The organism is Pseudomonas sp. TNT2022 ID1044 (assembly GCF_028656895.1).
Classification (GTDB): Bacteria; Pseudomonadota; Gammaproteobacteria; order Pseudomonadales; family Pseudomonadaceae; genus Aquipseudomonas; species Aquipseudomonas reinekei.
The window spans coordinates 312,287-338,524 of record NZ_JAMDHB010000010.1 but is presented as its reverse complement, the minus strand read 5'-3'; the positions used below and the strand labels follow the sequence as shown (position 1 = coordinate 338,524).

Here is a 26,238-nt window from a genome sequence, read left to right as displayed (position 1 = left end):
CGACATGTCCGAAGACAATATCCTCAGCGCCCACGGCTGGGTTCGCGGCCGACTGGTTCACGAACACGGCAAGATCGTTTCCATCGAGGGCGTCCCCTGCGATCCGGCGGACAACAACCTGCCTTATCTGCTGCCGGGTTTCATCGACCTGCACGTACACGGCGGCGGTGGCAAAGACATCATGGAAGGCGCACCGGCCTTCGAAACCATCACTAAAACCCATGTGCGCTTCGGCACCACGTCGCTGCTGGCCACCACCATGACCGCGCCGAGCGAGGAAATCCTGCGCGTGCTCAAAGCCGTCGGCGAGTTCAGCGAGCAGCGGCCAAAAGGCAGCGCCCGGGTCCTCGGCGTACACCTCGAAGGCCCGTACATCAACCCCGGCAAACTGGGTGCACAACCGAATTTCGCCCACACCGCGCTGATGGCCGAAGTCGAAGAATACCTGGCGCTGGCACCGATCCGGGTGATCACCATCGCCCCGGAAATCGCCGGTCACGATGCGCTGATCCGCGCCCTCAGCGCCCGTGGCATCCGCATGCAGATCGGCCACACGCTGGGCAGCTACGAGGAAGGCGTCGCCGCGCTGGAAGCCGGCGCCACCAGTTTCACCCATCTCTATAACGCCATGAGCCCGTTGCACCACCGCGAGCCTGGAATCGTCGGCGCGGCACTGGCCCATGCCAAATACGCCGAGTTGATTCCCGACTTGCTGCACGTGCACCCAGGCGCCATCCGCGTCGCCCTGCGTTCGATCCCGTGCCTGTATTGCGTCACCGACTCGACCGCCGCCGCCGGCATGCCCGACGGTGAATACAAGCTCGGCAGCCACACCGTGACCAAATGCCTGGGCGGCGTGCGCCTGCCCGACGGCACCCTGGCCGGCAGCACCCTGACCATGGATCAGGCCCTGCGCAACCTGGTGAAGATCGGTTTACCGATCGCCGAAGCTTCGCAGCGCCTGTCGCAATTCCCCGCCGACTACCTCGGCATCACCGAACGCGGGCGCCTGCAACCGGGTGCCTGGGCCGACTGCGTGCGGCTGGATCGCTCACTGAAACTGACCGCCGTCATGGTCGAAGGAGAAGACATTGACTTCAAAAATGCTTGAAGAGGCGCTGTCCTCGTTCGAGGCCGTGCAAGCCCAACTGCAGCAACTCGACCCGCAGATGATCGAGATCGCCGGACGCCTGCGCCGCCAGCCGCCGCAAGTGGTCATGACCGTGGCGCGCGGCAGTTCCGATCACGCGGCCAGCTACTTCGCCTACCTGACCATGCAGTTGCTGGGTTTTCCGGTGGCCTCGCTGCCGATGTCGGTGGTGACCATGCAGCAGGCGCCATTGAAGGTCAGCGGCCAGGTCGCATTCGCGTTTTCGCAATCGGGGCAAAGTCCCGATCTGGTCAACAGCCTGCGCCTGTTGCGCAAGCGCGGCGCGTTGAGCGTGTCGCTGGTCAACGCCGCAGACTCGCCGCTGGAAGCCGCCTGTGAATTCAGCCTGCCGTTGTTGGCCGGTACGGAAAGCAGCGTGGCCGCGACCAAGAGCTTCATCGCCACCCTCAGCGCCAGCGCCCGGTTGATCGGCCACTGGAAAGAAGACGCCGAACTGCTTGAAGCCGGCCGCGCCTTGCCCGAAGGCCTGCGCGATGCCGCACGACAGGATTGGAGCCCGGCCATCGAAGCCCTGCGCGATTGCCAGCGCCTGATGGTGATCGGTCGTGGTGCCGGTTTCGCCATCGCTCAGGAAGCGGCACTCAAGTTCAAGGAAACCTCGGCGATTCAGGCCGAAGCCTTCAGCAGCGCCGAAGTGCGTCACGGCCCGATGGCGTTGATCGGCGACAACTACCCGCTGCTGGTTTTCGCCCCACGGGGCGCCGAGCAGGCCGGTTTGCTGAGCCTGGCGGCGGACATGCGCCAACGCGGCGCCCGGGTGTTGCTCGCCGCGCCGGATGACGTGCTTGAACGCGACCTGACATTGATCCGCGCCGAGCACCCGGCCCTCGATCCGATCCTCGCGATCCAGAGTTTCTACGTGATGGCCGCCTCTCTGGCCGTCGCTCGCGGCATGGACCCGGACCAGCCACGGCACCTGAGCAAAGTCACGCGCACGCACTAAAAGCAGTTCCTACAAGGAAGCGCGCGAATCCGAACCGAATTTATGTTGAGACCGAGCCATGCACAAAAACAATAAAGAGCTGACCCTCAGCGCCCCGCTCAGCGGCCCGGTGCTCACGCTCGCCAAAGTTCCGGATGCGGTGTTTGCCAGCGGTGCCATGGGCGACGGGATTGCCATCGATCCGCTGAACGACACCCTCCACGCGCCGTGCGCCGGTGTCGTGGTGCACGTCGCCCGCACCGGCCACGCCGTGACGTTGCGGGCCGATAACGGCGCCGAGCTGTTGCTGCATCTGGGTCTGGACACGGTCGAGTTGCAAGGCCAGGGCTTTACCATGCTGGTGCAGGAAGGCGCACGGGTCGCCAACGGCCAGCCGCTGCTGCGCTACGATCAGGACAAGGTCGCGCAACAGTGCAAAAGCCTGGTCAGCTTGCTGATTCTCACCAACAGCCAGGATTTCCAGGCTCGTCCCGTCACGCTCAAACCGGTGAGGGTCGGTGAACCATTGCTGCACATTATCCGCCGCCAGGTTGCAGGTGCGCAGGCTGAAGCGGAGCTTGTCGGCGAAGAGATCGTCGGCCACATCCGCATCGCCCACCGCGGCGGTTTGCACGCTCGGCCAGCCGCGCTGATTCGTCAGACCGCGCAGGGCTTCAAGAGCAAATCGAAACTGCACTTTGGCGGTAAATCGGCAACCTGCGACAGCCTGATCGGCCTGATGGGCTTGGCCATCGGCGAGCAGGACGACGTTCAGGTCAGCTGCCGGGGGCCGGACGCTGAAGCCGCGTTGCAAGCCTTGCTCACGGCCTTGTCCACGGCGTTGGCTGAAGAGCATCACGCCGCCGCGCCGACACCGATGGTCCAGCGCAACCGGGTGGCTGAAGCGGGCGTGTTGCACGGCGTCTGCGCAGCTCCCGGCCTGGTCGGCGGACCGCTGTTTCGCTTGAACGCGATCAGCCTGCCGGCGGATACCGGGCACAATGATCCGGCACAGCAACGACAAACCCTCGACACCGCGCTGAACCAGGTGCACAGCGAAATCACCGCCACCCTGAGCCAGGCCAGAAAACACAAACAGAACGACGAAGAAGCGATCTTCGCCGCTCACCTCGCACTGCTGGAAGACCCGGCATTGCTCGACGCCGCCCATCACTCGATTGACCTCGGCATTGCCGCGACCCACGCCTGGAGCCAGTCGATCGACGCGCAATGCGATGTGCTCCAGCAACTGGGCAGCTCGCTGCTGGCCGAACGCGCCAACGACCTGCGCGACCTCAAGCAGCGGGTGCTGCGCGCCCTGCTCGGTGAAGCCTGGCATTACGAACTGCCGCCCGGCGCCATTGTTGCCGCCCATGAACTGACTCCGTCCGATCTGCTGCAACTGAGCCAGCAAGGCGTGGCCGGCTTGTGCATGGCCGAAGGTGGCGCGACCTCCCATGTGGCGATTCTTGCGCGGGGCAAAGGCTTGCCGTGCATGGTCGCACTCGGCGCGTCGCTGCTCGACCAGCAACAGGGTCAAGCGGTGGTGCTGGACGCCGAGGGTGGACGCCTCGAACTGATGCCCAGCGTTGAGCGTCTGGCTCAGGTGGGGCAAGCGCAACTGGATCGCCGACAACGTCGCGCCGAACAACAGGCTCAGGCCCACAGACCCGCGCAAACCGTTGATGGCCTGCACATCGAAGTCGCGGCCAATGTCGCCTCCAGCGAAGAAGCGGCGAACGCCATGGCCAATGGCGCCGACGGCGTTGGTTTGCTGCGTACCGAGTTCCTGTTCGTCGATCGCCAGACCGCACCGGACGAACGCGAGCAACATCACGCCTATCAAGCGGTGCTCGATGCCATGGGCGACAAATCCGTGATCATCCGCACCATCGACGTCGGCGGCGACAAGCAACTCGACTACCTGCCACTGCCCGCCGAAGCCAACCCGGTGCTCGGCCTGCGCGGCATTCGCCTGGCCCAGGCCCGTCCAGAAATCCTCGACCAACAATTGCGCGCGCTGCTGCACGTCACGCCGCTGGCACGTTGCCGAATCCTCCTGCCGATGGTCACCGAGGTCGATGAACTGCTGCACATCCGCCAGCGCCTCGAAGCCTTGTGTCACGAACTGGGCCTGAGCCAGCGTCCGGAGCTGGGCGTGATGATCGAAGTCCCGGCCGCCGCGCTGCTGGCCGAGCAATTGGCCGAACACGCGGACTTCCTGTCCATCGGCACCAACGACCTGTCGCAATACACCCTGGCCATGGACCGCGACCACGCCGGCCTCGCCTCGCGAGTCGACGCGCTGCACCCGGCGTTGCTGCGCCTGATTGCCCAGACCTGCGCCGGTGCTGCGCAGCACAAGCGTTGGGTCGGCGTGTGCGGCGCACTGGCGTCCGACCCGCTGGCGACGCCGGTGCTGATCGGGCTGGGCGTCAGCGAACTGTCGGTGAGCCCGGTGCAGATCGGCGAAATCAAGGACCGCGTGCGTCACCTCGACGCCAGCGAATGCCGGCGCCTCAGCCAGGACCTGCTGAAGTTGAGCAGCGCCAGCGCGGTGCGTCACGCCTGTCATCAGCATTGGCCTTTGAGCTGAGCTCTCAACAACAAGAATCCAGGGAGAACCGCCATGTACCAACTCTTCATCGAAGGCCTGCAACGCCTCGGCCGCGCGCTGATGCTGCCGATCGCGATCCTGCCGATTGCCGGTTTGTTGCTGCGTCTGGGCGACACCGATCTGCTGAACATCGCGATCATCCATGACGCCGGGCAGGTGATTTTCGCCAACCTGGCGATGATCTTCGCCATCGGCATCGCGGTCGGTTTCGCCAAGGACAATAACGGCACGGCGGGCCTCGCCGGCGTCATTGGCTACCTGGTCATGATCTCCACGCTCAAGGTGCTGGATGCGAGCATCAACATGGGCATGCTCGCCGGGATCGTCAGCGGCTTGATGGCCGGCGCGCTGTACAACCGTTTCAAGGACATCAAGCTGCCGGAGTACCTGGCGTTCTTTGGCGGTCGACGCTTCGTGCCGATTGTCACCGGGTTCGCCGCCGTCGGCTTGGGCGTGGTCTTCGGCTACATCTGGCCGCCGATCCAGCAAGGCATCAACAGTTTCGGCGCATTAATGATGGAAAGCGGCAGCTTCGGTGCGTTCATCTTCGGCGTGTTCAACCGCCTGCTGATCGTCACGGGCCTGCACCACATCCTCAACAACATGGCGTGGTTCGTGTTCGGCAACTTCACCGACCCGACCACCGGCGCGCTGGTGACCGGCGACTTGTCACGCTACTTTGCCGGTGACCCGAAGGGCGGCCAGTTCATGACCGGCATGTTCCCGATGATGATTTTCGGCCTGCCCGCCGCGTGCCTGGCGATGTACCGCAATGCTTTGCCGGAACGGCGCAAAGTCATGGGCGGGATCTTCCTGTCGATGGCCCTGACCGCGTTCCTGACCGGCGTGACCGAGCCGATCGAATTCGCCTTCATGTTCCTCGCGCCGCTGCTGTTTCTGCTGCATGCCTTGTTGACCGGTTTGTCGATGGCCGTCACCAATGCGCTGAACATCCACTTGGGGTTCACCTTCTCCGGTGGTTTCATCGACATGATCCTCGGCTGGGGCAAGTCCACCAACGGCTGGATGGTGTTCCCGGTGGGCCTGGCTTATGCCGTCATCTATTACGTGGTGTTTGATTTCTGCATCCGTCGCTTCGACCTGAAAACCCCGGGCCGTGAAGATGTCGCGATCGCCGAAAAAGTCGCGGTGGCCGACAACGAGCGGGCCGGTGCTTACATCAAAGCCTTGGGCGGCGCCGAAAACCTGATCACCGTGGGCGCCTGCACCACACGGTTGCGCCTGGACATGGTCGATCGCAACAAGGCCTCGGACGCGGACTTGAAAGCGCTGGGGGCCATGGCCGTGGTGCGACCGGGCAAGGGCGGCAGTTTGCAGGTGGTGGTCGGGCCGATGGCAGACAGCATTGCCGATGAAATTCGCCTGGCGATGCCGGCGCTGGGTCGGGCGCTGATCTCCACCCCGGCGGTCGCAGTCGACGCACCATCCGCTGCCACGGTGGCGAGCGCTGAAGCCCGGCAATGGCTGAACGCTGTGGGCGGTGGTGGCAACGTATTGCAACTGGATTGCGTGGCCATGACCCGCATCCGCCTGCAACTGGCGGATGGCAACGCATTGTCGGAATGTGATTTGAAGGCGCTGGGTTGCCAGGGTGTGAGTCAGTTGGAGGGCGGAATCTGGCACCTGCTGATCGGCGACAAGGCGCCGAGCTTGAGTGATGCGCTGGAAGCGTTGGTGAATCGCAGTGAGGTGAGTGCCAAGGTCTAGATCCTCGGTGCCTGACAGGCCGCCATCGCTGGCAAGCCAACGCCCACAGTGTTCAGGGTTGCTCACAGATCATGTGATCGCCACAAAACCTGTGGGAGCTGGCTTGCCAGCGATGAGGCCCGGACCTTCACCACAAAATAACAGGCCATAAAAAACCCGCTGAAATCACTCTCAGCGGGTTTCTCATTTCAGCAGCCAGAGAATCAGAAATCCTCCAACCGCCACACCTCATACGCCGGTGTCTCGTAGGGATGGCTCTGTTTCAGAGCCGCCACCACCGAGCGAATCAACTCATCGGCCACGACCAGCTCAACCTTCCATTCCTCGACCTGTTCGACCTGCCCCGCTTCGCCAATGAACGGCTGACTGCCGTCCAGTGGACGAAACTGGCCCTGGCCCAACACCTGCCATGCGCAGTGATCGTAAGCACCGATTCGACCGCCACCGGCAGCGAATACGGCGCTTTTGACCACTTCGACATGGCTGTCGGGAACAAAAAAGCTGAGCTTGTACATGGCGCTCTTAGTTCACCCACACGCGAGCATTACGGAACATGCGCATCCACGGTGCGTCTTCGTTCCAGTCTTCCGAGCGCCACGAGTTCTGCACGGCGCGGAACACACGCTCCGGGTGCGGCATCATGATCGTTACGCGACCGTCGCGGCTGGTCAAACCTGTGATCCCGCGTGGCGAACCGTTCGGGTTGGCCGGGTAGGTTTCGGTGACCTTGCCGTGGTTGTCGACGAAACGCATCGCCACGCAACCGGACAGATCGGCTTCCAGCAGTGCTTCTTCGCTGGAGAATTCCGCATGCCCTTCGCCGTGAGCGATGGCGATCGGCATACGCGAACCGGCCATGCCTTGCAGGAAGATCGAGTTCGACTCCTGGATCTGCACCATCGCCACACGCGCTTCGAACTGCTCGGAACGGTTACGCACGAAGTGCGGCCAGAACTCGCTGCCCGGGATCAGCTCGTGCAGGTTGGACATCATCTGGCAACCATTGCACACGCCGAGGGTGAAACTGTCGTTACGCTCGAAGAAACCCTGGAACGCATCGCGGGCACGGCTGTTGAACAGCGCGGATTTTGCCCAGCCTTCACCGGCACCCAGCACGTCGCCGTAGGAGAAGCCGCCGCAAGCGACCAGACCCTTGAACTCGTTCAGGTCGACACGGCCGGCCAGAATGTCGCTCATGTGCACGTCGATCGCGTTGAAACCGGCACGGTCGAACGCCGCCGCCATTTCCACCTGACCGTTGACGCCCTGCTCACGCAGCACGGCAACCTGTGGGCGGATGCCTTTCTTGATGTAAGGCGCGGCGATGTCCTGGTTGACGTCGTAGCTGAGCTTGACGCTCAGGCCCGGGTTGTCTTCTTCCAGCAGCACGTCGAACTCCTGATCGGCGCAGTCGGCGTTGTCACGCAGACGCTGGATCTGGTAGCTGGTCTCGGCCCACTGGCGCTGCATCAGACGACGCTGGCCTTCGAACACGGTGTCACCGTTGAAGGTGATGTTGATCTGGCCGTTGTTGATCGGCTGACCGATCACCGACACGCACTCGCCCAGACCGGCAGCGCTGAACTGCGCGAGGATGTCCGGGGTGGCGTCCTGGCGAACCTGGATCACGGCACCCAGCTCTTCGTTGAACAGGATCGCGGCGATGTCGGCGGAGCTTTCCGCCAGACCGTCGAGGTTCAGGCTCAGGCCGCAGTGACCGGCGAAAGCCATTTCCACGGCGCTGGTCAGCAGACCACCGTCGGAACGGTCGTGGTAAGCCAGCAGGTGACCGTCGGCATTGAGGCCCTGGATCACGGCAAAGAAGGCTTTCAGGTCTTCGGCGTCATCGACGTCCGGAGCCTGACTGCCGAGCTTGCCGTGAACCTGCGCGAGGATCGACGCGCCCATGCGATTCTGGCCACGACCGAGGTCGATCAGGATCAGGTCAGTGGTGCCCTTGTCCATGCGCAGTTGCGGGGTCAGGGTCTGACGGATGTCAGTCACTGGCGCGAAACCGGTGACGATCAGCGACATGGGCGAAGTGACGGCTTTGTCCACGCCTTCATCGTTCCAGCGAGTGGCCATGGACATCGAGTCCTTGCCCACCGGAATGGTGATGCCCAGCTCAGGGCACAGCTCCATGCCGACCGCTTTCACGGTGTCGTACAGACGTGCGTCTTCACCCGGGTGACCGGCCGCCGACATCCAGTTCGCCGACAGTTTGATGTCGGAGATCTTGCCGATGCGCGAGGCCGCGATGTTGGTCAGGGTTTCGCCGATAGCCATGCGGCCCGACGCCGGAGCGTCCAGCAGCGCCAACGGAGTACGCTCGCCCATGGCCATGGCTTCGCCGGTGTAGACATCGAAGCTGGTGGCGGTGACGGCAACGTCGGCCACCGGAACCTGCCACGGGCCGACCATTTGGTCACGGGCCACGAGGCCGGTGATGGTGCGGTCGCCGATGGTGATCAGGAAGCTCTTGCTCGCCACGGCCGGGTGATGCAGGACGCGCTCGACGCAGTTGGCGATGTCGAGGGTCGACGGATCGAAATCGTCGCCCAGCTCGTTTTCACGGACCACCGAACGGTGCATGCGCGGGGCTTTGCCCAGCAACACTTCCAGAGGCATGTCCACCGGGCTGTTGCCGAAGTGGCTGTCGGTCACGGTCAGTTGCGGCTCGGCAGTGGCTTCACCGACGACGGCAAACGGGCAACGCTCGCGTTCGCAGATCGCCTTGAAGCGCTCGAAGTCAGCCGGGCCGACCGCCAGAACGTAACGTTCCTGGGATTCGTTGGACCAGATTTCGTGCGGGGCCATGCCCGGCTCGTCGTTTGGAATGTTGCGCAGTTCGAAACGGCCACCGCGGTCGCCGTCGTTGACCAGTTCCGGGAAGGCGTTGGACAGACCACCGGCACCCACGTCGTGGATGAAGCTGATCGGGTTCTTGTCGCCCAGCTGCCAGCAACGGTCGATGACTTCCTGGCAGCGACGTTCCATCTCAGGGTTTTCGCGCTGTACGGAAGCGAAGTCCAGGTCAGCCGAGCTGGTGCCGGTAGCCATGGAGGAAGCGGCGCCGCCACCCAGGCCGATCAGCATCGCCGGGCCGCCGAGCACGATCAGCTTGGAGCCGACGACGATCTCGCCTTTCTTGACGTGCTCTTCACGGATGTTGCCCATGCCGCCCGCCAGCATGATTGGCTTGTGGTAACCGCGAACTTCGTCACCGTGCGGCGTGGTGATCGATTGTTCGAAGGTACGGAAGTAGCCAGTCAGGGCCGGACGACCGAATTCGTTGTTGAACGCGGCGCCGCCCAGCGGGCCTTCGATCATGATGTCCAGCGCGGTAACGATGCGCTCAGGCTTGCCGTACGGCACTTCCCACGGCTGTTCGAAACCAGGGATTTGCAGGTTGGACACGGTGAAACCGGTCAGGCCAGCCTTTGGCTTGGCACCACGGCCGGTTGCGCCTTCGTCGCGGATCTCGCCGCCGGAACCGGTGGATGCGCCCGGGAACGGGGCAATCGCGGTCGGGTGGTTGTGAGTCTCGACTTTCATCAGGATGTGCACCGGCTCCTGCACCGCGCCGTACTGGCGGGTTTCAGGGTCCGGGAAGAAACGACCGGCCACGGAGCCGACGATCACCGAAGCGTTGTCCTTATAAGCCGACAGAACGCCTTCGCTGTGCATCACGTAGGTGTTCTTGATCATGCCGAACAGGCTTTTTTCCTGGCTCTCGCCGTCGATGTCCCAACTGGCGTTGAAGATCTTGTGACGGCAGTGCTCGGAGTTCGCCTGGGCGAACATCATCAGTTCGATGTCGTGCGGGTTGCGCTTCAAGCCGACGAAGGCGTTGACCAGGTAATCGATCTCGTCTTCCGCCAGGGCCAGGCCCAGCTCGGTGTTGGCTGTTTCCAGCGCGGCGCGGCCGCCACCCAGCACGTCGATCGCGGTCAGCGGTTTTGGCTCGGCGTGGCTGAACAGGCCGGCGGCCTGTTCGAGGTTGCCCAGGACGATCTGGGTCATGCGGTCGTGCAGCGCATCGGCGATCAGTTGCGCTTCAGCGTCGCTGAACTGGCCGGCCACGTAGAACGCAATGCCGCGCTCCAGGCGCTGGATCTTGGTCAGGCCGCAGTTGCGAGCGATGTCGCTGGCCTTGCTCGACCATGGCGAGATGGTGCCGAAACGTGGCAGCACCAGGAACAGACGACCGGTCGGCTCCTGGACCGGAACGCTTGGACCGTACTTCAGAAGGCGCGCGAGCACCTGCTGTTCGTCGCCGGTCAGGACGCCGGTAACTTCGGCGAAGTGAGCGAATTCAGCATACAGGCCGCTGACAGCCGGAACCTTCTGGCTCAGTTGCTCAAGGAGCTTGCTGTGGCGAAAGGCAGAAAGGGCAGGAGCGCCGCGCAGGATCAACATCTTCGGGACAGCCTCGGGAAGGGGTGTGCTTTGAGGCCGTGCATTCTAGCCTAAACAGCCCGCGACATCACCCGAAACGCTACGCACGGTTGCACTCGGGTATCAATCTGTGTTTCTGCCTCCGGAGTCAGGTTAACCGGAGAGGTGAAGACAGCTTATTTTTACTGTAACAAATTGCAGACAAGCCCCATTCCTGCGGGGTTTCGGTCGGTTTTGTGATCTCTAGCAGACAAGCCCTTCGCTGTCGAGATATGGCGCTCGTGGTCCTTTGCGTATACTGCGCAGATGTTTTCCCCAACGGCTTTGCGTCCGCGGTACGCCAAATGGCTGATCGCAACCGGACTCTTCCTGATGCTCGGTGGCTGTGTTGATAAACCCAACACGCTTGAGCGCGTAAAGGAGGATGGTGTGCTGCGGGTGATTACCCGAAACAGCCCCGCCACTTACTTTCAGGATCGCAACGGTGAAACCGGCTTCGAATACGAGCTGGTGAAACGCTTTGCCGACGATCTGGGGGTCGAGCTGAAGATCGAGACCGCCGACAACCTCGACGACATTTTCAACCAGGTAGGCAAGCCCAATGGCCCGGTGCTGGCGGCTGCCGGGCTGGTCAGCAGTGAAGAGCGCAAGAAGCAGGTGCGCTTCTCCCACTCCTACCTGGAAGTCACCCCGCAGATCATCTACCGCAACGGTCAGTCGCGGCCGACCGACGCGAAGGATCTGGCAGGCAAGAAAATCATGGTGCTCAAGGGCAGCACCCACTCCGGGCAACTGGCGGAACTGAAGAAGAAATTTCCCGGCATCGAATACGAAGAGTCCGACCAGGTTGAAGTGGTCGATCTGCTGCGTATGGTCGACGAAGGCCAGATCGACCTGACCCTGGTCGACTCCAACGAAGTCGCGATGAACCAGGTGTATTTCACCAACATTCGGGTGGCCTTTGACCTGGGTGACGCCAGCGACCAGAGCTGGGCCGTGGCGGCAGGCGAAGACAACAGCCTGCTCAACGAGATCAATGACTATCTCGACAAGGTCAAGAAAAACGGCACCCTGCAGCGGCTCAAAGACCGTTACTACGGACACGTCGACGTGCTTGGCTACATGGGCGCCACCACCTTCGCCCAACACTTGCAGCAACGCCTGCCCAAGTACGAAAAGCACTTCAAGGCCTACGCCAAAATAGAGAAAGTCGATTGGCGCCTGCTGGCGGCGGTCGGTTATCAGGAATCCCTGTGGCAACCGGCCGTCACGTCCAAGACCGGCGTACGCGGCCTGATGATGCTGACCCAGAACACCGCGCAAGCCATGGGCGTATCCAACCGCCTCGATCCCAAGCAGAGCATCATGGGCGGGGCCAAGTATCTGGCTTATGTGAAGGAACAACTGGACGATTCGATCCAGGAGCCGGATCGCACCTGGTTTGCCCTCGCTGCCTACAACGTGGGCAGCGGTCACCTCGACGACGCGCGCAAACTGGCGGCCAAGGAAGGGTTGAACCCGGATAAATGGCTGGACGTGAAAAAAATCCTGCCGCGCCTGTCCGAGAAGAAGTGGTACAGCAAAACCCGTTACGGCTACGCCCGTGGCGGCGAACCGGTGCATTTCGTGGCGAACATCCGTCGCTACTACGACATCCTGACCTGGGTCACGCAGCCGCAGCTTGAAGGCGACCAGGTCGCCGAGGGCAACCTGCACGTACCGGGGATCGACAAGTCCAAACCGGCTCAAGAGCCAGCACCACTTTAAAGCGTTGCTGCCTTTGAAAACGCCGTCGCTGGCAAGCCAGCTCCTACAGGGTCCCGCATGATTAGGAGCTGGCTTGCCAGCGATGGTAGCGCCGCCGATGTCAGCCTTTGAGCGCCGCCCCCAGAATCAGCGCCTTCATCTCCGAAACCGCCGACTTGAAGCCCACGAACAGCGCATGGGCTACCAGCGCATGGCCGATGTTCAGCTCGTTGATGCCCTTGATCGCCGCCACAGCTTCGACGTTGTGGTAATGCAAACCATGGCCGGCATTGACGATCAGGCCCTGGGTCAAGCCAAACGCCACACCATCAGCCACGCGCTTGAGCTCTTGCGCCACTTCAGTCGGCGTCTCGGCATCCGCATAACGGCCGGTGTGCAGTTCAATGGCCGGAGCACCAACACGACGCGACGCCTCGATCTGCCGCTCATCGGCATCGATGAACAGCGACACTTCAGAGCCGAGTTTCGACAGGCGTTCCACGGCAGCTTTGATCCGCGCTTCCTGCCCCGCCACGTCAAGACCGCCTTCGGTGGTCAGCTCCTGACGGGTTTCCGGCACCAGGCAAATGTGCGCCGGGCGGATGCGTTCGGCGAACTGCATCATCTCTTCAGTGACGCCCATCTCGAAATTCATGCGGGTTTGCAGCACGTCCTTGAGCAGCAGCACGTCGCGCTCCTGGATGTGCCGGCGGTCTTCACGCAGGTGCACGGTGATGCCATCGGCGCCCGCCTCTTCCGCATCCAGCGCAGCCTTGACCGGATCCGGGTAGCGAGTGCCCCGGGCCTGACGCAAGGTGGCAACGTGGTCGATGTTCACGCCAAGAAGAATGCGGGTGCTGGTGGTCACGGAAAGCGCTCCAGAAAGAAGAGAAAGTTCGGTGCACAGCATACACGGGGAATTTACGGCTTTCGAAACAACTCGCGGGAAACCAGCGGTCGACCGCCCAGATGCACCGCCAGCGCCTGGCGCATCAGGCGTTTGGCTGCCGACAAAGCACCCGGCGCACTCCAGTCAGCTTCGGCCATGGCCAACAATTCAGTGCCGTTAAACAGCCCTGGTTGCAGCAAGTAGACGCGCTCCAGCCCGGCATCCACTTGCAAACGATAGAGACCGTCCGAGGCGATGGGCTCGCCGTGGATGTCAGCGGTCAGGGCAAAACCGTAACCGAGATCATCAAGCAATCGCCATTCGAACGATCGCAGCAACGGCTCCAGCGGACGGCCTTCGGCCAGTGCCAACAAGGTCGCGGCATAGTGATCGAACACACCGGGATGAGGATCTTCGGCGGGCAGCAAACGAATCAGCAACTCATTGAGATAAAGACCACTGAACAGTGCTTCACCATTGAGCCAGGTGGAGACGCCGGCACTCTCCATGCGCCCGACATTTTTCAGCTCGCCCTTGCCCCGGAACTCGACTTCCAGCGGCACGAACGGCCGCGCCAGCGTCCCGGCCTTGCCCCGCGCACTGCGCAACACCGCCCGCAGCCGACCTTGCGGCGTGAGGAAGTCCACCAGAGCGCTGTTTTCGCGGTAGGCGCGGGAGTGCAGGACATAGGCGGGTTGAGGGATGGGTTGGGACATGGAAATCGCAGATCTCAATGAGTGAGCACGGCATGACTGACAACCCCAAAACCACTGTGGGAGCGAGCCTGCTCGCGATGGGGGCCTAACATTCAACAGAGTCGTTGACTGACAGACCGCTATCGCGAGCAGGCTCGCTCCCACAGGGGATCATTGTTGATCCGGAGAACGTGTTACAGGTCGCCATAGCCCAACGAACGCAACGCACGCTCGTCATCGGACCAGCCACCCTTAACCTTGACCCACAGGTTGAGCATGATCTTGGAGTCGAACAGCAGCTCCATGTCCTTGCGCGCCTCGGTGCCGATACGCTTGATACGCTCGCCCTTGTCGCCAATGATGATTTTCTTCTGGCCGTCACGCTCGACGAGAATCAAGGCATGGATGTGCAGGGTCTTGCCCTGCTGCTTGAACTCTTCGATCTCGACGGTGATCTGGTACGGCAGCTCGGCGCCCATCTGGCGCATGATTTTCTCGCGTACCAGTTCGGCGGCGAGGAAACGGCTGCTGCGGTCGGTGATCTGGTCTTCCGGGAAGAAGTGATCGTTTTCCGGCAGGTGATCGGCGATCACGCGCTCCAGAGCATCGAGGTTATGCCCGTGCTGCGCGGAAATCGGGATGATCTGTGCGTTCGGCAGCTGTTCCTGCAACCAGGACAGGTGCGGCATCAGCTCGCCCTTGTCTTCGATGCGGTCGGTCTTGTTCAGAGCCACGATCAACGGGCCGGTCACGTACTGCACGCGCTCAAGGACCATCTGGTCTTCGTCGGTCCACTTGGTGCGGTCGACCACGAAAATCACCACGTCGACGTCTTTCAACGCCGCCGAAGCGGTCTTGTTCATGTAGCGGTTCAACGCCTTCTCGCCACCCTTGTGCATGCCGGGGGTGTCGACGTAGATCGCTTGCACATCACCCTCGGTCTTGATGCCGAGCATGTTGTGGCGGGTGGTTTGCGGTTTGCGCGAGGTGATCGCCAGCTTCTGACCCAGGATATGGTTCAGCAGCGTGGACTTGCCCACGTTGGGACGGCCGACGATGGCAACATAGCCACAGCGAGTTGCGTTTGTATCAGTCATTGCCATTCTCCACACCCAGGGCAATCAGTGCTGCGGCGGCCGCTACCTGTTCGGCAATACGACGACTCACACCCTGACCTCGGCTTTTTTCATTCAGTAAGATGATTTCGCATTCGACGAAGAACGTCCGGCAATGCGGCTCACCCTGGATATCCACCACTTCGTAACGCGGCAGTTCGCAACCACGGGACTGCAGGAACTCCTGCAGGCGGGTTTTCGGATCTTTGTTGGTGTCGACCAGCGTCAGGCCCTCGAACTCTCCGGCCAGCCAGGCCAGCACGCGCTCGCGCGCCACTTCCATGCCGGCATCCAGATAGATCGCACCAATCAGCGCTTCGAGGGCATCGGCCAGAATCGATTCGCGACGGAATCCACCGCTTTTCAACTCGCCCGAGCCCAGGCGCAGGTACTCGCCCAGATCGAAACCACGGGCCAGTACGGCCAGGGTCTCACCTTTCACCAAACGTGCGCGCAAACGCGACAATTGGCCTTCGCGGGCCAGCGGGAAGCGATCGAACAACGCCTCGCCAGCGACGAAGTTGAGGATGGCATCACCGAGGAATTCCAGGCGCTCATTGTTGCGCCCGGCAAAACTGCGGTGGGTCAGGGCCAGGACCATCAGTTCCTGATCCTTGAAGGTGTAGCCGAGCTGACGCTCGAGACGGCTTAAGGAGACGCTCACGGTTTACCCACGCTGAGTTCGTGGTTGGATTCCACCGCCACCGCCGGGATTTGGCGCAGGCCTGGGACAATTAACGCTGTGTTCAAAAATAACGTCCTGAATATCATTGGCTGCATGCATCGGGTGCCGATTGTGCCGGTTCCAGAAATGCATTCGGCGCTGTGTTCAACAGCGCCGTGTGTGATTACTTGATCAGGCCAACCCGCGAGAAATTCGGCAGGTGACTGAGTTTGGGTTCCGGCCAGCTCATCCAGACTGCAAAGGCCTTGCCGACGATATTCTTGTCGGGAACCATGCCCAGCAGATCCTTGGGAATGTTCGGATCATCCCAGTAGCGACTGTCGTTCGAGTTGTCGCGGTTGTCGCCCATCATGAAGTAGTGCCCGGCAGGTACGGTCCACGAATGGTCCGGCGCTGCGCGGTAGCGGCTCATTTCCTTGCGGATCAGGTGCTCGGCGGCGCCGAGTTTTTCCTTGTAGAGCTCGGCACTGCCCAGCGTGCCCGGCTCGGAGCCGATCAGTTTCTCGGCAATCGACTCACCGTTGACGAACAGACGCTTGTCGGCGGTGTAGCGAACCGTGTCGCCCGGCAAACCCACCACACGCTTGATGTAGTTGACGTTCGGATCGCTTGGGTAGCGGAACACCATCACATCACCGCGCTGCGGCTCGCCAACTTCGATGATTTTCTTGTCGATCACCGGCAGGCGGATCCCGTAAGAAAACTTGCTCACCAGAATGAAGTCGCCAACGTCCAGGGTCGGTTTCATCGAGCCGGAAGGAATCTGGAACGGTTCCACCAGGAACGAACGCAGCACCAGCACGATGAACAACACCGGGAAGAACGACTTGCCGTATTCAACCAGCAGCGGCTCTTTGTTCAGTTTCTCGACCACCACCATATCCGGCTGGCTGACGCTGCCCTGATAGGAAGCGATGGCGGCACGACGACGCGGCGCCAGGATCAACAGATCAAGCAACGCCAACAGGCCGCAGACGAACACGGCGATGACCAGCAACAGCGGGAAATTTAGTGACATAGGACCTAACTATCCAACCTGAGCACGGCAAGGAAGGCTTCTTGTGGAATTTCCACGTTGCCGACCTGCTTCATGCGTTTTTTACCGGCCTTTTGCTTTTCCAGCAGTTTCTTCTTACGGCTGACGTCACCACCGTAGCATTTGGCCAATACGTTCTTTCTGAGCGCCTTGACGGTTGTCCGCGCCACAATCTGCCCGCCAATGGCGGCCTGGATTGCCACGTCGAACATCTGCCGCGGAATCAGTTCTTTCATCTTCTCGGTCAACTGGCGACCTTTGTAGTGCGCATTGTCACGGTGCACGATCAACGCCAGGGCGTCGACCTTGTCGCCGTTGATCAGCACGTCCAGTTTCACCAGACTAGCCGATTGGTAACGATCGAAATGGTAATCCAGCGAAGCATAGCCGCGGCTGGTGGATTTCAGGCGATCGAAGAAGTCCAGTACCACTTCGTTCATCGGCAGGTCGTAGGTCACCTGGACCTGGGTCCCGAGGAACAGCATGTCGACCTGCACGCCGCGTTTTTCGATGCACAGGGTAATGACGTTACCCAGGTGCTCCTGCGGCACAAGAATGTTCGCGCGCACGATCGGCTCACGCATGTCTTCGATCGAAGACAGATCCGGCAACTTCGACGGGTTATCGACGTAGATCGTCTCACCGGTCTTGAGCAGCAGCTCGAAGATTACCGTCGGCGCGGTGGTGATCAGGTCCAGGTCGTACTCGCGCTCCAGGCGCTCCTGGATGATTTCCATGTGCAGCATGCCGAGGAAGCCGCAACGGAAGCCGAAGCCCAGGGCGTCAGAGCTTTCCGGGGTGTATTGCAGCGACGAGTCGTTCAGGGTCAGCTTCTGCAGCGCTTCGCGGAAATCTTCGAAGTCGTCGGAGCTGACCGGGAACAGACCGGCGTAGACCTGCGGCTGGATGCGTTTGAAACCAGGCAGCACGTCGACGTCGGGCGTGGAGCTCAAGGTCAGGGTGTCACCCACTGGCGCACCGTGAATGTCCTTGATACCGGCAATGATGAAGCCTACTTCACCGGCCTTCAGGTCAACGGTAGCGGTGTGTTTCGGGTTGAAGACACCGACGCTGTCCACCAGGTGGATCTTGCCCGTGGACTTGACCAGGATCTTGTCGCCCTTCTTCACGCGGCCGTGGCGCACGCGAACCAGGGACACAACGCCCAGGTAGTTGTCGAACCAGGAGTCGATGATCAACGCTTGCAGCGGATCTTCGATGTTGCCGGTCGGCGCAGGAATGGTGGTCACCAGGCGCTCGAGCACTTCATCGACGCCCAGACCGGTCTTGGCGCTGCACGTGACCGCGTCGGTGGCATCGATGCCGATGATTTTTTCGATTTCTTCTTTGACGCGGTCCGGATCAGCCTGTGGCAGGTCGATCTTGTTCAGTACCGGCATCACTTCCAGACCTTGCTCGATCGCGGTGTAGCAGTTGGCAACCGACTGGGCTTCAACGCCTTGACCGGCATCGACCACCAGCAGCGCGCCTTCACAGGCGGCCAGCGAACGGCTCACTTCATAGGTGAAGTCAACGTGACCGGGAGTATCAATGAAGTTCAGTTGGTAGGTGACGCCATCGCGAGCCTTGTAATACAGCGTAACGCTGTGCGCCTTGATGGTGATCCCGCGCTCACGCTCAAGATCCATGGAATCCAGTACCTGGGCTTCCATTTCACGCTCGGCCAGGCCGCCGCACATCTGGATGAAGCGATCGGCCAGCGTCGACTTGCCATGGTCAATGTGGGCGATGATGGAGAAATTGCGGATATGACTCAAATCACTCACGGATCAACACTCAAAAAGGCTGCAGGCATAGCCCGCCGAAAAATAGCCGGGAATTGTACCTGATCCCCGGTGCTAGCGTCACGTTTGCAGGCCAGACGGCTTGTACAAAAACGCCCCGGTCTTGCGACAGAGGCGTTTTTTATCAGCCGCGGGTCCAAGAAGCGGCCATCAACCGGCGCGACGCAACAACCAGAACCCGGCGAGGGCACAGACACTGGCTGGCACCAGCACGGCAAACAGCGGCGAGAAACCGAAAACCAGGCTCGAAGGCCCCAGCAAATCCTGGGCGATACGGAAGGTGAACCCCACCAGCACACCGGTAAACACGCGCTGGCCGAGGGTCACCGAACGCAATGGACCGAAGATGAAGGAGATGGCCATCAACACCAGGGCGGCAGTGACCAGCGGTTGCAACACCTTGACCCAAAATGCCAGCCAGTAGCGGCCATTGCTCAAACCTTGGTCAGCCAGGTAATGGATGTACCCCCAAAGCCCGGTGATCGACAGCGAGTCTGGCGACATCACGACGGTACTCAGCAATTGCGGGCTCAGCGCCACATCCCAACGCTCGACCGGCGCAGACACCACTTCGGTGCTCTTGTCGTGGAATACAGTGGTGTTGACTTCAGTCAACTGCCAGTGATCCTTGTCGAACTCCGCACGCTTGGCAAAGCTCGCCGACAACATGTGGCGCTCTTTGTCGAAACGATAACGGGTGACGCCATACAGAATGCCGTTGGGCTGCACAGAGTTGACGTGAATGAACTCGTCGCCCTGGCGGTGCCACAGACCATGCTTGGCACTTTGCGCATCGCCGCTGCCCTGGGCCAGCGAACGGTTGGCCTGAGCGGTGCTTTCGGTGGCCGGGGCGACGTATTCGCCAATCAACAGCCCCACCACCATCAGCACCAGCATCGGCTTCATGACCGCCCAGACAATCCGCCCGATCGATACGCCCGCTGCGCGCATGATGGTCAGTTCACTGTTGCTGGCCAGGCCGCCGAGGCCGATCAGGCAGCCGATCAGTGCAGCCATCGGCAACATGTCGTACAGACGCCGCGGCGCGGTCAGCAGTACATAGCTCAGCACGTCGAGCAGGGTGTAGGTATCGCTGACATCGCCCATCTCGTCGATGAACGCAAACAGGGTCGCCAGGCCAAGGATGATCCCCAATACCGCGAGGATCGCCATGAACACGCTGCTACCAATGTAGCGATCGAGCTTAACCACGGGCCACCTCCAGCGCGCTGCGGCGACTCGCCATCTTCAAGCGCAAAGGCTCCCAATAAAGCAGGCCCAGGCCAATCAGCAGGAATATCCCGTGCACCCACCACAAGCCCAGGGCCGGAGGAATCTTGCCCTTTTCGAGGGCGCCGCGAGCGGCAATCAGGATGGTCAGGTAAGCCATATACAAGAGAATCGCCGGCAACAACTTGAGGAAGCGGCCCTGGCGCGGATTGACCCGCGACAGCGGCACCGCCATCAAGGTCACGATAAACACCAGCAATGGCAGGGACAGGCGCCACTGCAATTCGGTACGGGAACGGATGTCATCACTGCCAAGCAAGGACGCCGTGGTCATCGCATCACGGTCGGTCACTTCGTCACTGACATCCGGCTTGGGCAGCAGCACGCCATATTCGTCGTACTTGATCGCCCGGTAATCAGCCTGCCCCGGGTTACCGTCGTAGCGGTAGCCATTGTCGAGAATCAGGTAACGGTTACCGTCGGGGCGGATTTCCTGGCGGCCTTTTTCAGCGACCAGCACGGAAATCCCGCGATCCTTTTTCTCGGAATTGATGTTTTTCTGCGAAATGAACACGCCGCCCAGATTGATGCGGTCATCCGACAACTGTTCGGTGTAGGTCACCCGGGTTCCGTCACGCAGTGCCTGGAAACGACCTGGCTCGAGGGTATCGAACTCGGTCAGGGCGTCCTGTTTGTTCAGCAACAGCTGGAACTGATTGGCCCCTTGTGGCGCCAGGCTCAGGCTCAACCATGCCACGACCAGTGCCACCAGCGTGGCCGGGAAGAGGGTCATGCGGAACAGGCGCTGCTGGCTCATGCCGGTGGCCGACAGCACGGTCATTTCACTCTCGAGGTACAGCCGACCGTAAGAGAGCAGAATCCCGAGAAACAGGCCCAGCGGCAGGATCAGCTGGAGGAATCCCGGCAGGCGAAAGCCCATGATCAGGAACAACGACCCCGGATCCAGTTGGCCCGAAGCGGCCTGGGCGAGGTACTTGATGAAACGTCCACTCATGATGATGACCAGCAGCACGGCGCTGACGGCGCTCAGGGTCAACAGGACTTCGCGGGATAGATAACGGAAGACGATCAAACCAGACACTCCAGGGTTGTCAGGCTAAGGCGGCCAAACAAGCAAACATATCAGACGGCCCGCAATGCAGAGCCGCCGAAAAAAGATGGCGCATTATCCTGTGATTGAACGCGCCTGTCACTTCGCACCGCTTGCGCAGGCTGTCAAAGCGCTGAAGATCATACAACCGAGGGTTGTCAGGCGCCGGTAGCGAGGTTCAAACTGCGGCCTTCGTCGCCGGTCGCGACCGGCGCCTTTCTATTTATAAGCGAGCGACATCCCAACATTGTCGAGCGCTTGCGTGTTGACCATCAAATTCAGGGACCCGGACATGGAACTGGTTGTAAAAAGCGTTAACCCGGAAACGTTGAAGACCGCCACGCTGGTGGTCGCCGTCAGCGAAGGCCGCAAGCTCGGCGCCGTCGCCAAACAACTCGACGAACTGAGCGGTGGCGCCATCAGCACCGTCCTGAAGCGCGGCGACCTGACCGGCAAAGTCGGCCAGAGCCTGTTGCTGCACAGCCTGCCGAACCTCAAAGCCGAACGCGTGCTGCTGGTGGGCGTGGGCAAGGATGAAGAACTGGGCGACCGTCCGTTCCGTAAAACCATCGCTGGCATCCTCAACACCCTCAAAGGCCTGGGCGGCAGCGACGCCGTGCTGGCGCTGGACGAAGTTGTGGTCAAGGGCCGCGACAGCTACGGCAAGACCCGTCTGCTGGCCGAAACCCTGGTGGACGGCGAGTACCAGTTCGATCAGTTCAAAAGCCAGAAAGCCGAACCCCGCGCCCTGAAGAAAATCACCCTGCTGACCATCAAGGCTGCACAGGCTGAAGTACAGCGCGCCGTGACCCACGCCACCGCGATCGCCAACGGCATGGCTTTCACCCGTAACCTGGGCAACCTGCCGCCGAACATCTGCCACCCGACTTTCCTCGGTGAGCAAGCCAAAGACCTCGGCAAAGAATTCAAGGACCTGAAAGTCGAAGTCCTCGACGAGAAAAAGATCAAGGCATTGGGCATGGGCTCGTTCTATGCCGTCGGCCAGGGCAGCGCCCAGCCGCCGCGCCTGATCGTCATGCAATACAACGGTGGCAAGAAATCCGAGAAGCCGTACGCACTGGTCGGCAAAGGCATCACCTTCGACACCGGCGGCATCAGCCTGAAACCGGGCGCCGGCATGGATGAAATGAAGTACGACATGGGCGGCGCCGCCAGCGTGTTCGGCACCCTGCGCGCGGTGCTCGAACTGAAGCTGCCGATCAACCTGGTGTGCATCCTGGCTTGCGCCGAGAACATGCCGAGCGGCAACGCTTCGCGTCCGGGCGACATCGTCACCACCATGAGCGGCCAGACTGTGGAAATCCTCAACACCGACGCCGAAGGCCGTCTGGTGCTGTGCGACGCCCTGACCTACTCCGAGCGCTTCAAGCCGCAAGCGGTGATCGACATCGCCACCCTGACCGGTGCATGCATCGTTGCGCTGGGTTCCCACACCTCGGGCCTGCTGGGCAACAACGACGAGCTGATCGGCCAACTGCTCAGCGCCGGCAAGGCTGCCGACGACCGCGCCTGGCAACTGCCGCTGTTCGATGAGTACCAAGAGCAACTGGACAGCCCGTTCGCCGACATCGCCAACATCGGCGGCCCGAAAGCCGGCACCATCACGGCTGCCTGCTTCCTGTCGCGCTTCACCAAGAACCTGAACTGGGCGCACCTGGACATCGCCGGCACGGCCTGGACCAGCGGCGGCAAGGACAAGGGCGCCACTGGCCGTCCGGTTCCCTTGCTGACCCAATACCTGCTGGACCGCGCAAAGGCCTGAAACCGATGATCCCGGGCGGCGTTGCTCACCAGTGACGTCGCCCCGGCTCAGGAACCGCAATGACCAAAGTCGACTTCTATATCCTGCCCAGCGCCGATCCTTCGGCACGCCTGGACTTCGCCTGCAAGCTCACCGAAAAAGCCTGGCGCATGGGCCACCGCGTCTACCTGCATTGCAGCGACGCCGCCCAGCGCGATGATCTCGATGCGCGCCTGTGGACCTTCAAGGGCGAAAGCTTCGTGCCCCATGGCCCTGCTGAAAGCGAGCCGGACAGCCTGATCGTATTGGGACTTGGCGATGATTGCGGTCAACATCAGGATTTGCTGGTCAATCTCGACCTGAAAGTCCCGGCCTTCGCCCAACGCTTCGCCCGCGTGGCGGAAGTGGTGGTTGAAGATCCGGCGATACGCCAGGCCGCGCGGGAGAGTTTCCGTTTCTACCGCGAACAGGGCTATCCTCTGCAAGATCACCGTTTACAGCGACTCTGAGCATTCCGATGGACACTCCAAAACCGCTGCAACAGTCCGCGCACCTGCTGGACGACCTCGAGTCGATCCGCCAATTGCTCGGCGATGACAACCTGCAACCGCCCCTGCTGACCGACACGGTCGAGGACGGTGACCAGGAACAGATTCCGATGTTGTTCGACACCGTCAGCGAACCCGCTGCGACCGTCGCACCGACACCTCCCGCCAAGCCCGCCGCTCAACCGGCGCCGAGCGCCGAGAAAAACGCCGATGCGCTGCTGTACCTCGACAGCGAACTGCGTGCCGCCGCGCAATTGATCATGCAAGACGTGATCGACGACTTCGCACCGCACATCGAAACCGAAATCAAACGGCGCCTGAGTGCACGGCTTGAGCGGTTGTTGAATCAGTACAACGACTGAGTGATTTGCGCTCATTTGTGGCGAGGTATTTTTGTGTGAGCGAGCTGGCTCGCGTTGAGCCCGGCACATTCATAACGGATTCGCCATACAGACCGCCATCGCGAGCCAGCTCGCTCCCTCAAGGGATTGATGGCGGATCTTGGAGATTGATCACCAAATGCCTTTAAACTGTGCCCCATGATTAAAGATCCCTTTGCAAGACTCGGCCTCGACCGCGAAGTCCTGACTGTCAGCCAGCTCAACGGGCGCGCGCGGGTGCTGCTCGAAGACGTGTTCAGCAACATCTGGGTCGAAGGTGAAATCTCCAACCTGGCCCGTCCGGCGTCCGGCCACGTGTATTTCACCCTCAAGGACAGCGGCGCCCAGGTGCGTTGCGCACTGTTCCGGCAGAACGCCGCGCGCGTGCGTCAGGCGTTGAAGGATGGCCTGGCGGTCAAGGTTCGCGGCAAGGTCTCGTTGTTCGAGGGACGCGGCGACTACCAGTTGATCCTCGACACGGTCGAGCCCGCTGGCGATGGCGCGTTGCGCCTGGCTTTCGATGCGCTGAAAGAAAAGCTCAGCGCCGAAGGCCTGTTCAGTGCCGAACGCAAAGTGCCGCTGCCAGCGCATCCGCAGCGGATCGGCATTATCAGCTCGCCCACCGGCGCCGTGATCCGCGACATCATCAGCGTATTTCGCCGCCGCGCGCCGCAGATTCAACTGACGCTGATCCCCACCGCCGTGCAGGGCCGCGAAGCCACCGCGCAGATCGTTCGCGCGTTGAAACTGGCGGATGCCCGTGGTTTCGACGCGTTGATCCTGGCCCGGGGCGGCGGTTCGCTGGAAGATCTCTGGTGCTTCAACGAAGAAGCCGTTGCCCGTGCCGTAGACGCTTGCGTAACACCGATTGTCAGCGCTGTCGGCCATGAAACCGATGTCTCGATCAGTGACTTCGTCGCTGACGTGCGCGCGCCAACGCCCTCCGCCGCCGCCGAACTGCTGGCACCGGACTCCAGTGATCTGGTGCGCCGGGTCGAAAGCCTGCATCGCCGGCTGGTGATGCGCATGCGTGATCGCCTGATGCGCGACCGGTTGCGCCTGGAAGGCATCTCGCGCCGCCTGCGTCATCCCGGCGAACGCCTGCGCCAGCAAGCGCAACGCCTGGACGATCTGGACATGCGCATGCGCCGCGCCTTCGAACGCAGTCTCAATACCCGTCGCGAGCGGCTGATCCGCCTCGAAACCCGCCTCGCCGGGCAACATCCCGGTCGGCAACTGGCGATGCTGCGCCAACGCCTCGACAGCCTCGCCGAGCGCCTGCCCCGGGCCATCCGCGAGGGCTTGAAAAGCCGCCGCTTGCAACTGCAAAGCCAGATGCAGACGCTGCACGTGGTCAGCCCGCTGGCGACCCTCGGGCGTGGCTACAGCATTTTGCTCGACGAGCGCGGCAACGCGATCCGCAACGCCGGCCAAACCCACACCGGCCAGCGCCTGAAGGCCAAGCTGGGTGAAGGCGAGCTGCAAGTGCGGGTCGAAGACAATCACCTGACGCCCGTCACCCTTTCTTTACTGGACTGATCCATGCCTCGCTTTTTTGCTTCGCTGCTGTTGCTGTGCCTGACCTTCAACGCCCATGCCGACAGCTACATCACCCGCCTGTTGAATAAACCGGTGCCGGGCGGCGTAGCCGTCGTCGACCTGGGCGCCTCCGCGCAAGCGCCGAAAGCCAGTTATCAGGGCAAACCGGTGTTGGTGGTCAAGGAACAGAACAACTGGCTGGCGATTGTCGGCGTACCGCTGACGGTCAAGCCGGGCGCGCAGTCCATCAGCAGCGGCGGACGCCACCTGAGCTTCACGGTCGGCGCCAAGAAATACCCGGAACAACGCATCACCCTGAAGAATACCCAGCAGGTCAATCCGAACCCGGACAACCTCAAGCGCATCGAGCATGAACTGGCCGAGCAGATTGCCGCCTATCGCACCTTCAGCCCGAACATCCCTAGCAACCTGCTGCTGGATAAACCGGTCAACGGTCCGCTGTCGAGCAAGTTCGGCGTGCGCCGTTTCTTCAACGGTGAAGAGCGCAATCCTCACTCCGGCCTGGATTTCGCCGTGGGCGCTGGAACACCGATCAAGACCCCGGCGGCCGGCAAGGTGATTTTGATCGGCAATTACTTCTTCAATGGCAACACGGTGTTTGTCGATCACGGACAGGGCTTCATCAGCATGTTTTGCCACATGTCGAAAATCGATGTGAAGGTCGGCCAGCAACTGGCGCGCGGTGGCGTGGTGGGCAAGGTCGGTGCGACTGGCCGGGCGACCGGGCCGCATATGCACTGGAACGTCAGCCTGAATGATGCGCGGGTGGATCCGGCCATCTTCATTGGTGCGTTTCAGCCTTGAATCCTCGCCGAGGCTGATGGCCTCTTTGCGGGCAAG

The 26,238-nt window shown here is 61.6% G+C and carries 20 protein-coding genes; 10 read left to right on the top strand and 10 right to left on the bottom strand.

From position 1 onward, the window contains the following. Window positions 1–4: 4 nt before the first annotated feature. Genes nagA through nagE form a run of 4 tightly spaced genes read left to right on the top strand, consistent with a single transcriptional unit; the run spans window position 5 to window position 6,438 of the window. Window positions 5–1,111 (top strand): N-acetylglucosamine-6-phosphate deacetylase, encoded by a 1,107-nt coding sequence (gene nagA / locus M5G20_RS16455; protein WP_273919938.1) that lies wholly within the window; start codon window positions 5–7, stop codon window positions 1,109–1,111. Continuing rightward, window positions 1,092–2,114: an SIS domain-containing protein gene (locus M5G20_RS16450; protein WP_273919937.1), complete on the top strand. Its 1,023-nt coding sequence runs from the start codon at window positions 1,092–1,094 to the stop codon at window positions 2,112–2,114. Before nagA ends, M5G20_RS16450 begins: the two co-directional genes overlap by 20 nt. Before the next feature lie 58 nt (window positions 2,115–2,172). After that, entirely contained in the window at window positions 2,173–4,689 is a 2,517-nt protein-coding gene (ptsP, locus tag M5G20_RS16445) for a phosphoenolpyruvate--protein phosphotransferase (RefSeq protein ID WP_273919936.1), read from the top strand. 33 nt (window positions 4,690–4,722) lie between these two features. Further along, window positions 4,723–6,438 (top strand): N-acetylglucosamine-specific PTS transporter subunit IIBC, encoded by a 1,716-nt coding sequence (nagE, locus tag M5G20_RS16440; protein ID WP_273919935.1) that lies wholly within the window; start codon window positions 4,723–4,725, stop codon window positions 6,436–6,438. 203 nt (window positions 6,439–6,641) lie between these two features. Here the strand turns inward: nagE and M5G20_RS16435 are convergent, their stop codons facing one another. Both M5G20_RS16435 and purL read right to left on the bottom strand, forming a co-directional pair. Beyond that, window positions 6,642–6,953 (bottom strand): Nif3-like dinuclear metal center hexameric protein, encoded by a 312-nt coding sequence (locus tag M5G20_RS16435; protein WP_214378479.1) that lies wholly within the window; start codon window positions 6,951–6,953, stop codon window positions 6,642–6,644. Window positions 6,954–6,960: 7 nt separating this feature from the next. After that, window positions 6,961–10,857, bottom strand: a complete 3,897-nt coding sequence (purL, locus tag M5G20_RS16430) for a phosphoribosylformylglycinamidine synthase (protein ID WP_273919933.1) — start codon at window positions 10,855–10,857, stop codon at window positions 6,961–6,963. A gap of 285 nt (window positions 10,858–11,142) precedes the next feature. On the opposite strand from purL, the gene mltF reads away from it, so the two are divergent. Next, window positions 11,143–12,603, top strand: coding sequence for a membrane-bound lytic murein transglycosylase MltF (mltF, locus tag M5G20_RS16425; protein WP_273919932.1), 1,461 nt, complete (start codon window positions 11,143–11,145; stop codon window positions 12,601–12,603). A gap of 100 nt (window positions 12,604–12,703) precedes the next feature. On the opposite strand, the gene pdxJ is transcribed toward mltF, so the two are convergent. The 8 genes from pdxJ to lptF form a co-directional block, all read right to left on the bottom strand. Continuing rightward, the gene (pdxJ, locus tag M5G20_RS16420) at window positions 12,704–13,450 is read right to left on the bottom strand and encodes a pyridoxine 5'-phosphate synthase (protein ID WP_273919931.1); all 747 of its coding nucleotides are present in this window, start codon (window positions 13,448–13,450) and stop codon (window positions 12,704–12,706) included. A 53-nt stretch (window positions 13,451–13,503) separates the two neighbouring features. Beyond that, entirely contained in the window at window positions 13,504–14,187 is a 684-nt protein-coding gene (recO, locus tag M5G20_RS16415) for a DNA repair protein RecO (protein ID WP_273919930.1), read from the bottom strand. Between the two features lie 173 nt (window positions 14,188–14,360). After that, entirely contained in the window at window positions 14,361–15,263 is a 903-nt protein-coding gene (gene era / locus M5G20_RS16410) for a GTPase Era (RefSeq protein ID WP_273919929.1), read from the bottom strand. Then, the gene (rnc, locus tag M5G20_RS16405; RefSeq protein ID WP_018927089.1) at window positions 15,256–15,945 is read right to left on the bottom strand and encodes a ribonuclease III; all 690 of its coding nucleotides are present in this window, start codon (window positions 15,943–15,945) and stop codon (window positions 15,256–15,258) included. Before rnc ends, era begins: the two co-directional genes overlap by 8 nt. A gap of 184 nt (window positions 15,946–16,129) precedes the next feature. Continuing rightward, window positions 16,130–16,984, bottom strand: coding sequence for a signal peptidase I (lepB, locus tag M5G20_RS16400; protein WP_273919928.1), 855 nt, complete (start codon window positions 16,982–16,984; stop codon window positions 16,130–16,132). Window positions 16,985–16,989: 5 nt separating this feature from the next. Beyond that, complete coding sequence (gene lepA / locus M5G20_RS16395; protein ID WP_034150820.1) at window positions 16,990–18,789, bottom strand: translation elongation factor 4; 1,800 nt, start codon at window positions 18,787–18,789, stop codon at window positions 16,990–16,992. A 168-nt stretch (window positions 18,790–18,957) separates the two neighbouring features. Further along, window positions 18,958–20,019 carry an LPS export ABC transporter permease LptG gene (lptG, locus tag M5G20_RS16390; RefSeq protein ID WP_273919927.1) on the bottom strand — a complete coding sequence of 354 codons (1,062 nt, stop codon included), beginning with the start codon at window positions 20,017–20,019 and terminating at the stop codon, window positions 18,958–18,960. Next, on the bottom strand, window positions 20,012–21,130 hold the full coding sequence (gene lptF, locus M5G20_RS16385; protein WP_273919926.1) for an LPS export ABC transporter permease LptF: 1,119 nt from the start codon (window positions 21,128–21,130) through the stop codon (window positions 20,012–20,014). Before lptF ends, lptG begins: the two co-directional genes overlap by 8 nt. 310 nt (window positions 21,131–21,440) lie before the next feature. Between lptF and M5G20_RS16380 the strand changes: the two genes are divergently transcribed. From M5G20_RS16380 to M5G20_RS16360, 5 genes are all read left to right on the top strand, one after another. Next, on the top strand, window positions 21,441–22,931 hold the full coding sequence (locus M5G20_RS16380; protein ID WP_273919925.1) for a leucyl aminopeptidase: 1,491 nt from the start codon (window positions 21,441–21,443) through the stop codon (window positions 22,929–22,931). Between the two features lie 59 nt (window positions 22,932–22,990). Further along, window positions 22,991–23,419: a DNA polymerase III subunit chi gene (locus tag M5G20_RS16375; protein ID WP_273919924.1), complete on the top strand. Its 429-nt coding sequence runs from the start codon at window positions 22,991–22,993 to the stop codon at window positions 23,417–23,419. Window positions 23,420–23,427: 8 nt separating this feature from the next. Next, window positions 23,428–23,820: a DNA polymerase III subunit chi gene (locus M5G20_RS16370; RefSeq protein ID WP_273919923.1), complete on the top strand. Its 393-nt coding sequence runs from the start codon at window positions 23,428–23,430 to the stop codon at window positions 23,818–23,820. Window positions 23,821–23,997: 177 nt separating this feature from the next. Further along, a complete protein-coding gene (gene xseA / locus M5G20_RS16365; protein ID WP_273919922.1) occupies window positions 23,998–25,377 on the top strand; it encodes an exodeoxyribonuclease VII large subunit in 1,380 nt (459 codons plus the stop codon). A gap of 3 nt (window positions 25,378–25,380) precedes the next feature. Then, window positions 25,381–26,202 carry a peptidoglycan DD-metalloendopeptidase family protein gene (locus M5G20_RS16360; RefSeq protein ID WP_273919921.1) on the top strand — a complete coding sequence of 274 codons (822 nt, stop codon included), beginning with the start codon at window positions 25,381–25,383 and terminating at the stop codon, window positions 26,200–26,202. Window positions 26,203–26,238: the final 36 nt, after the last annotated feature.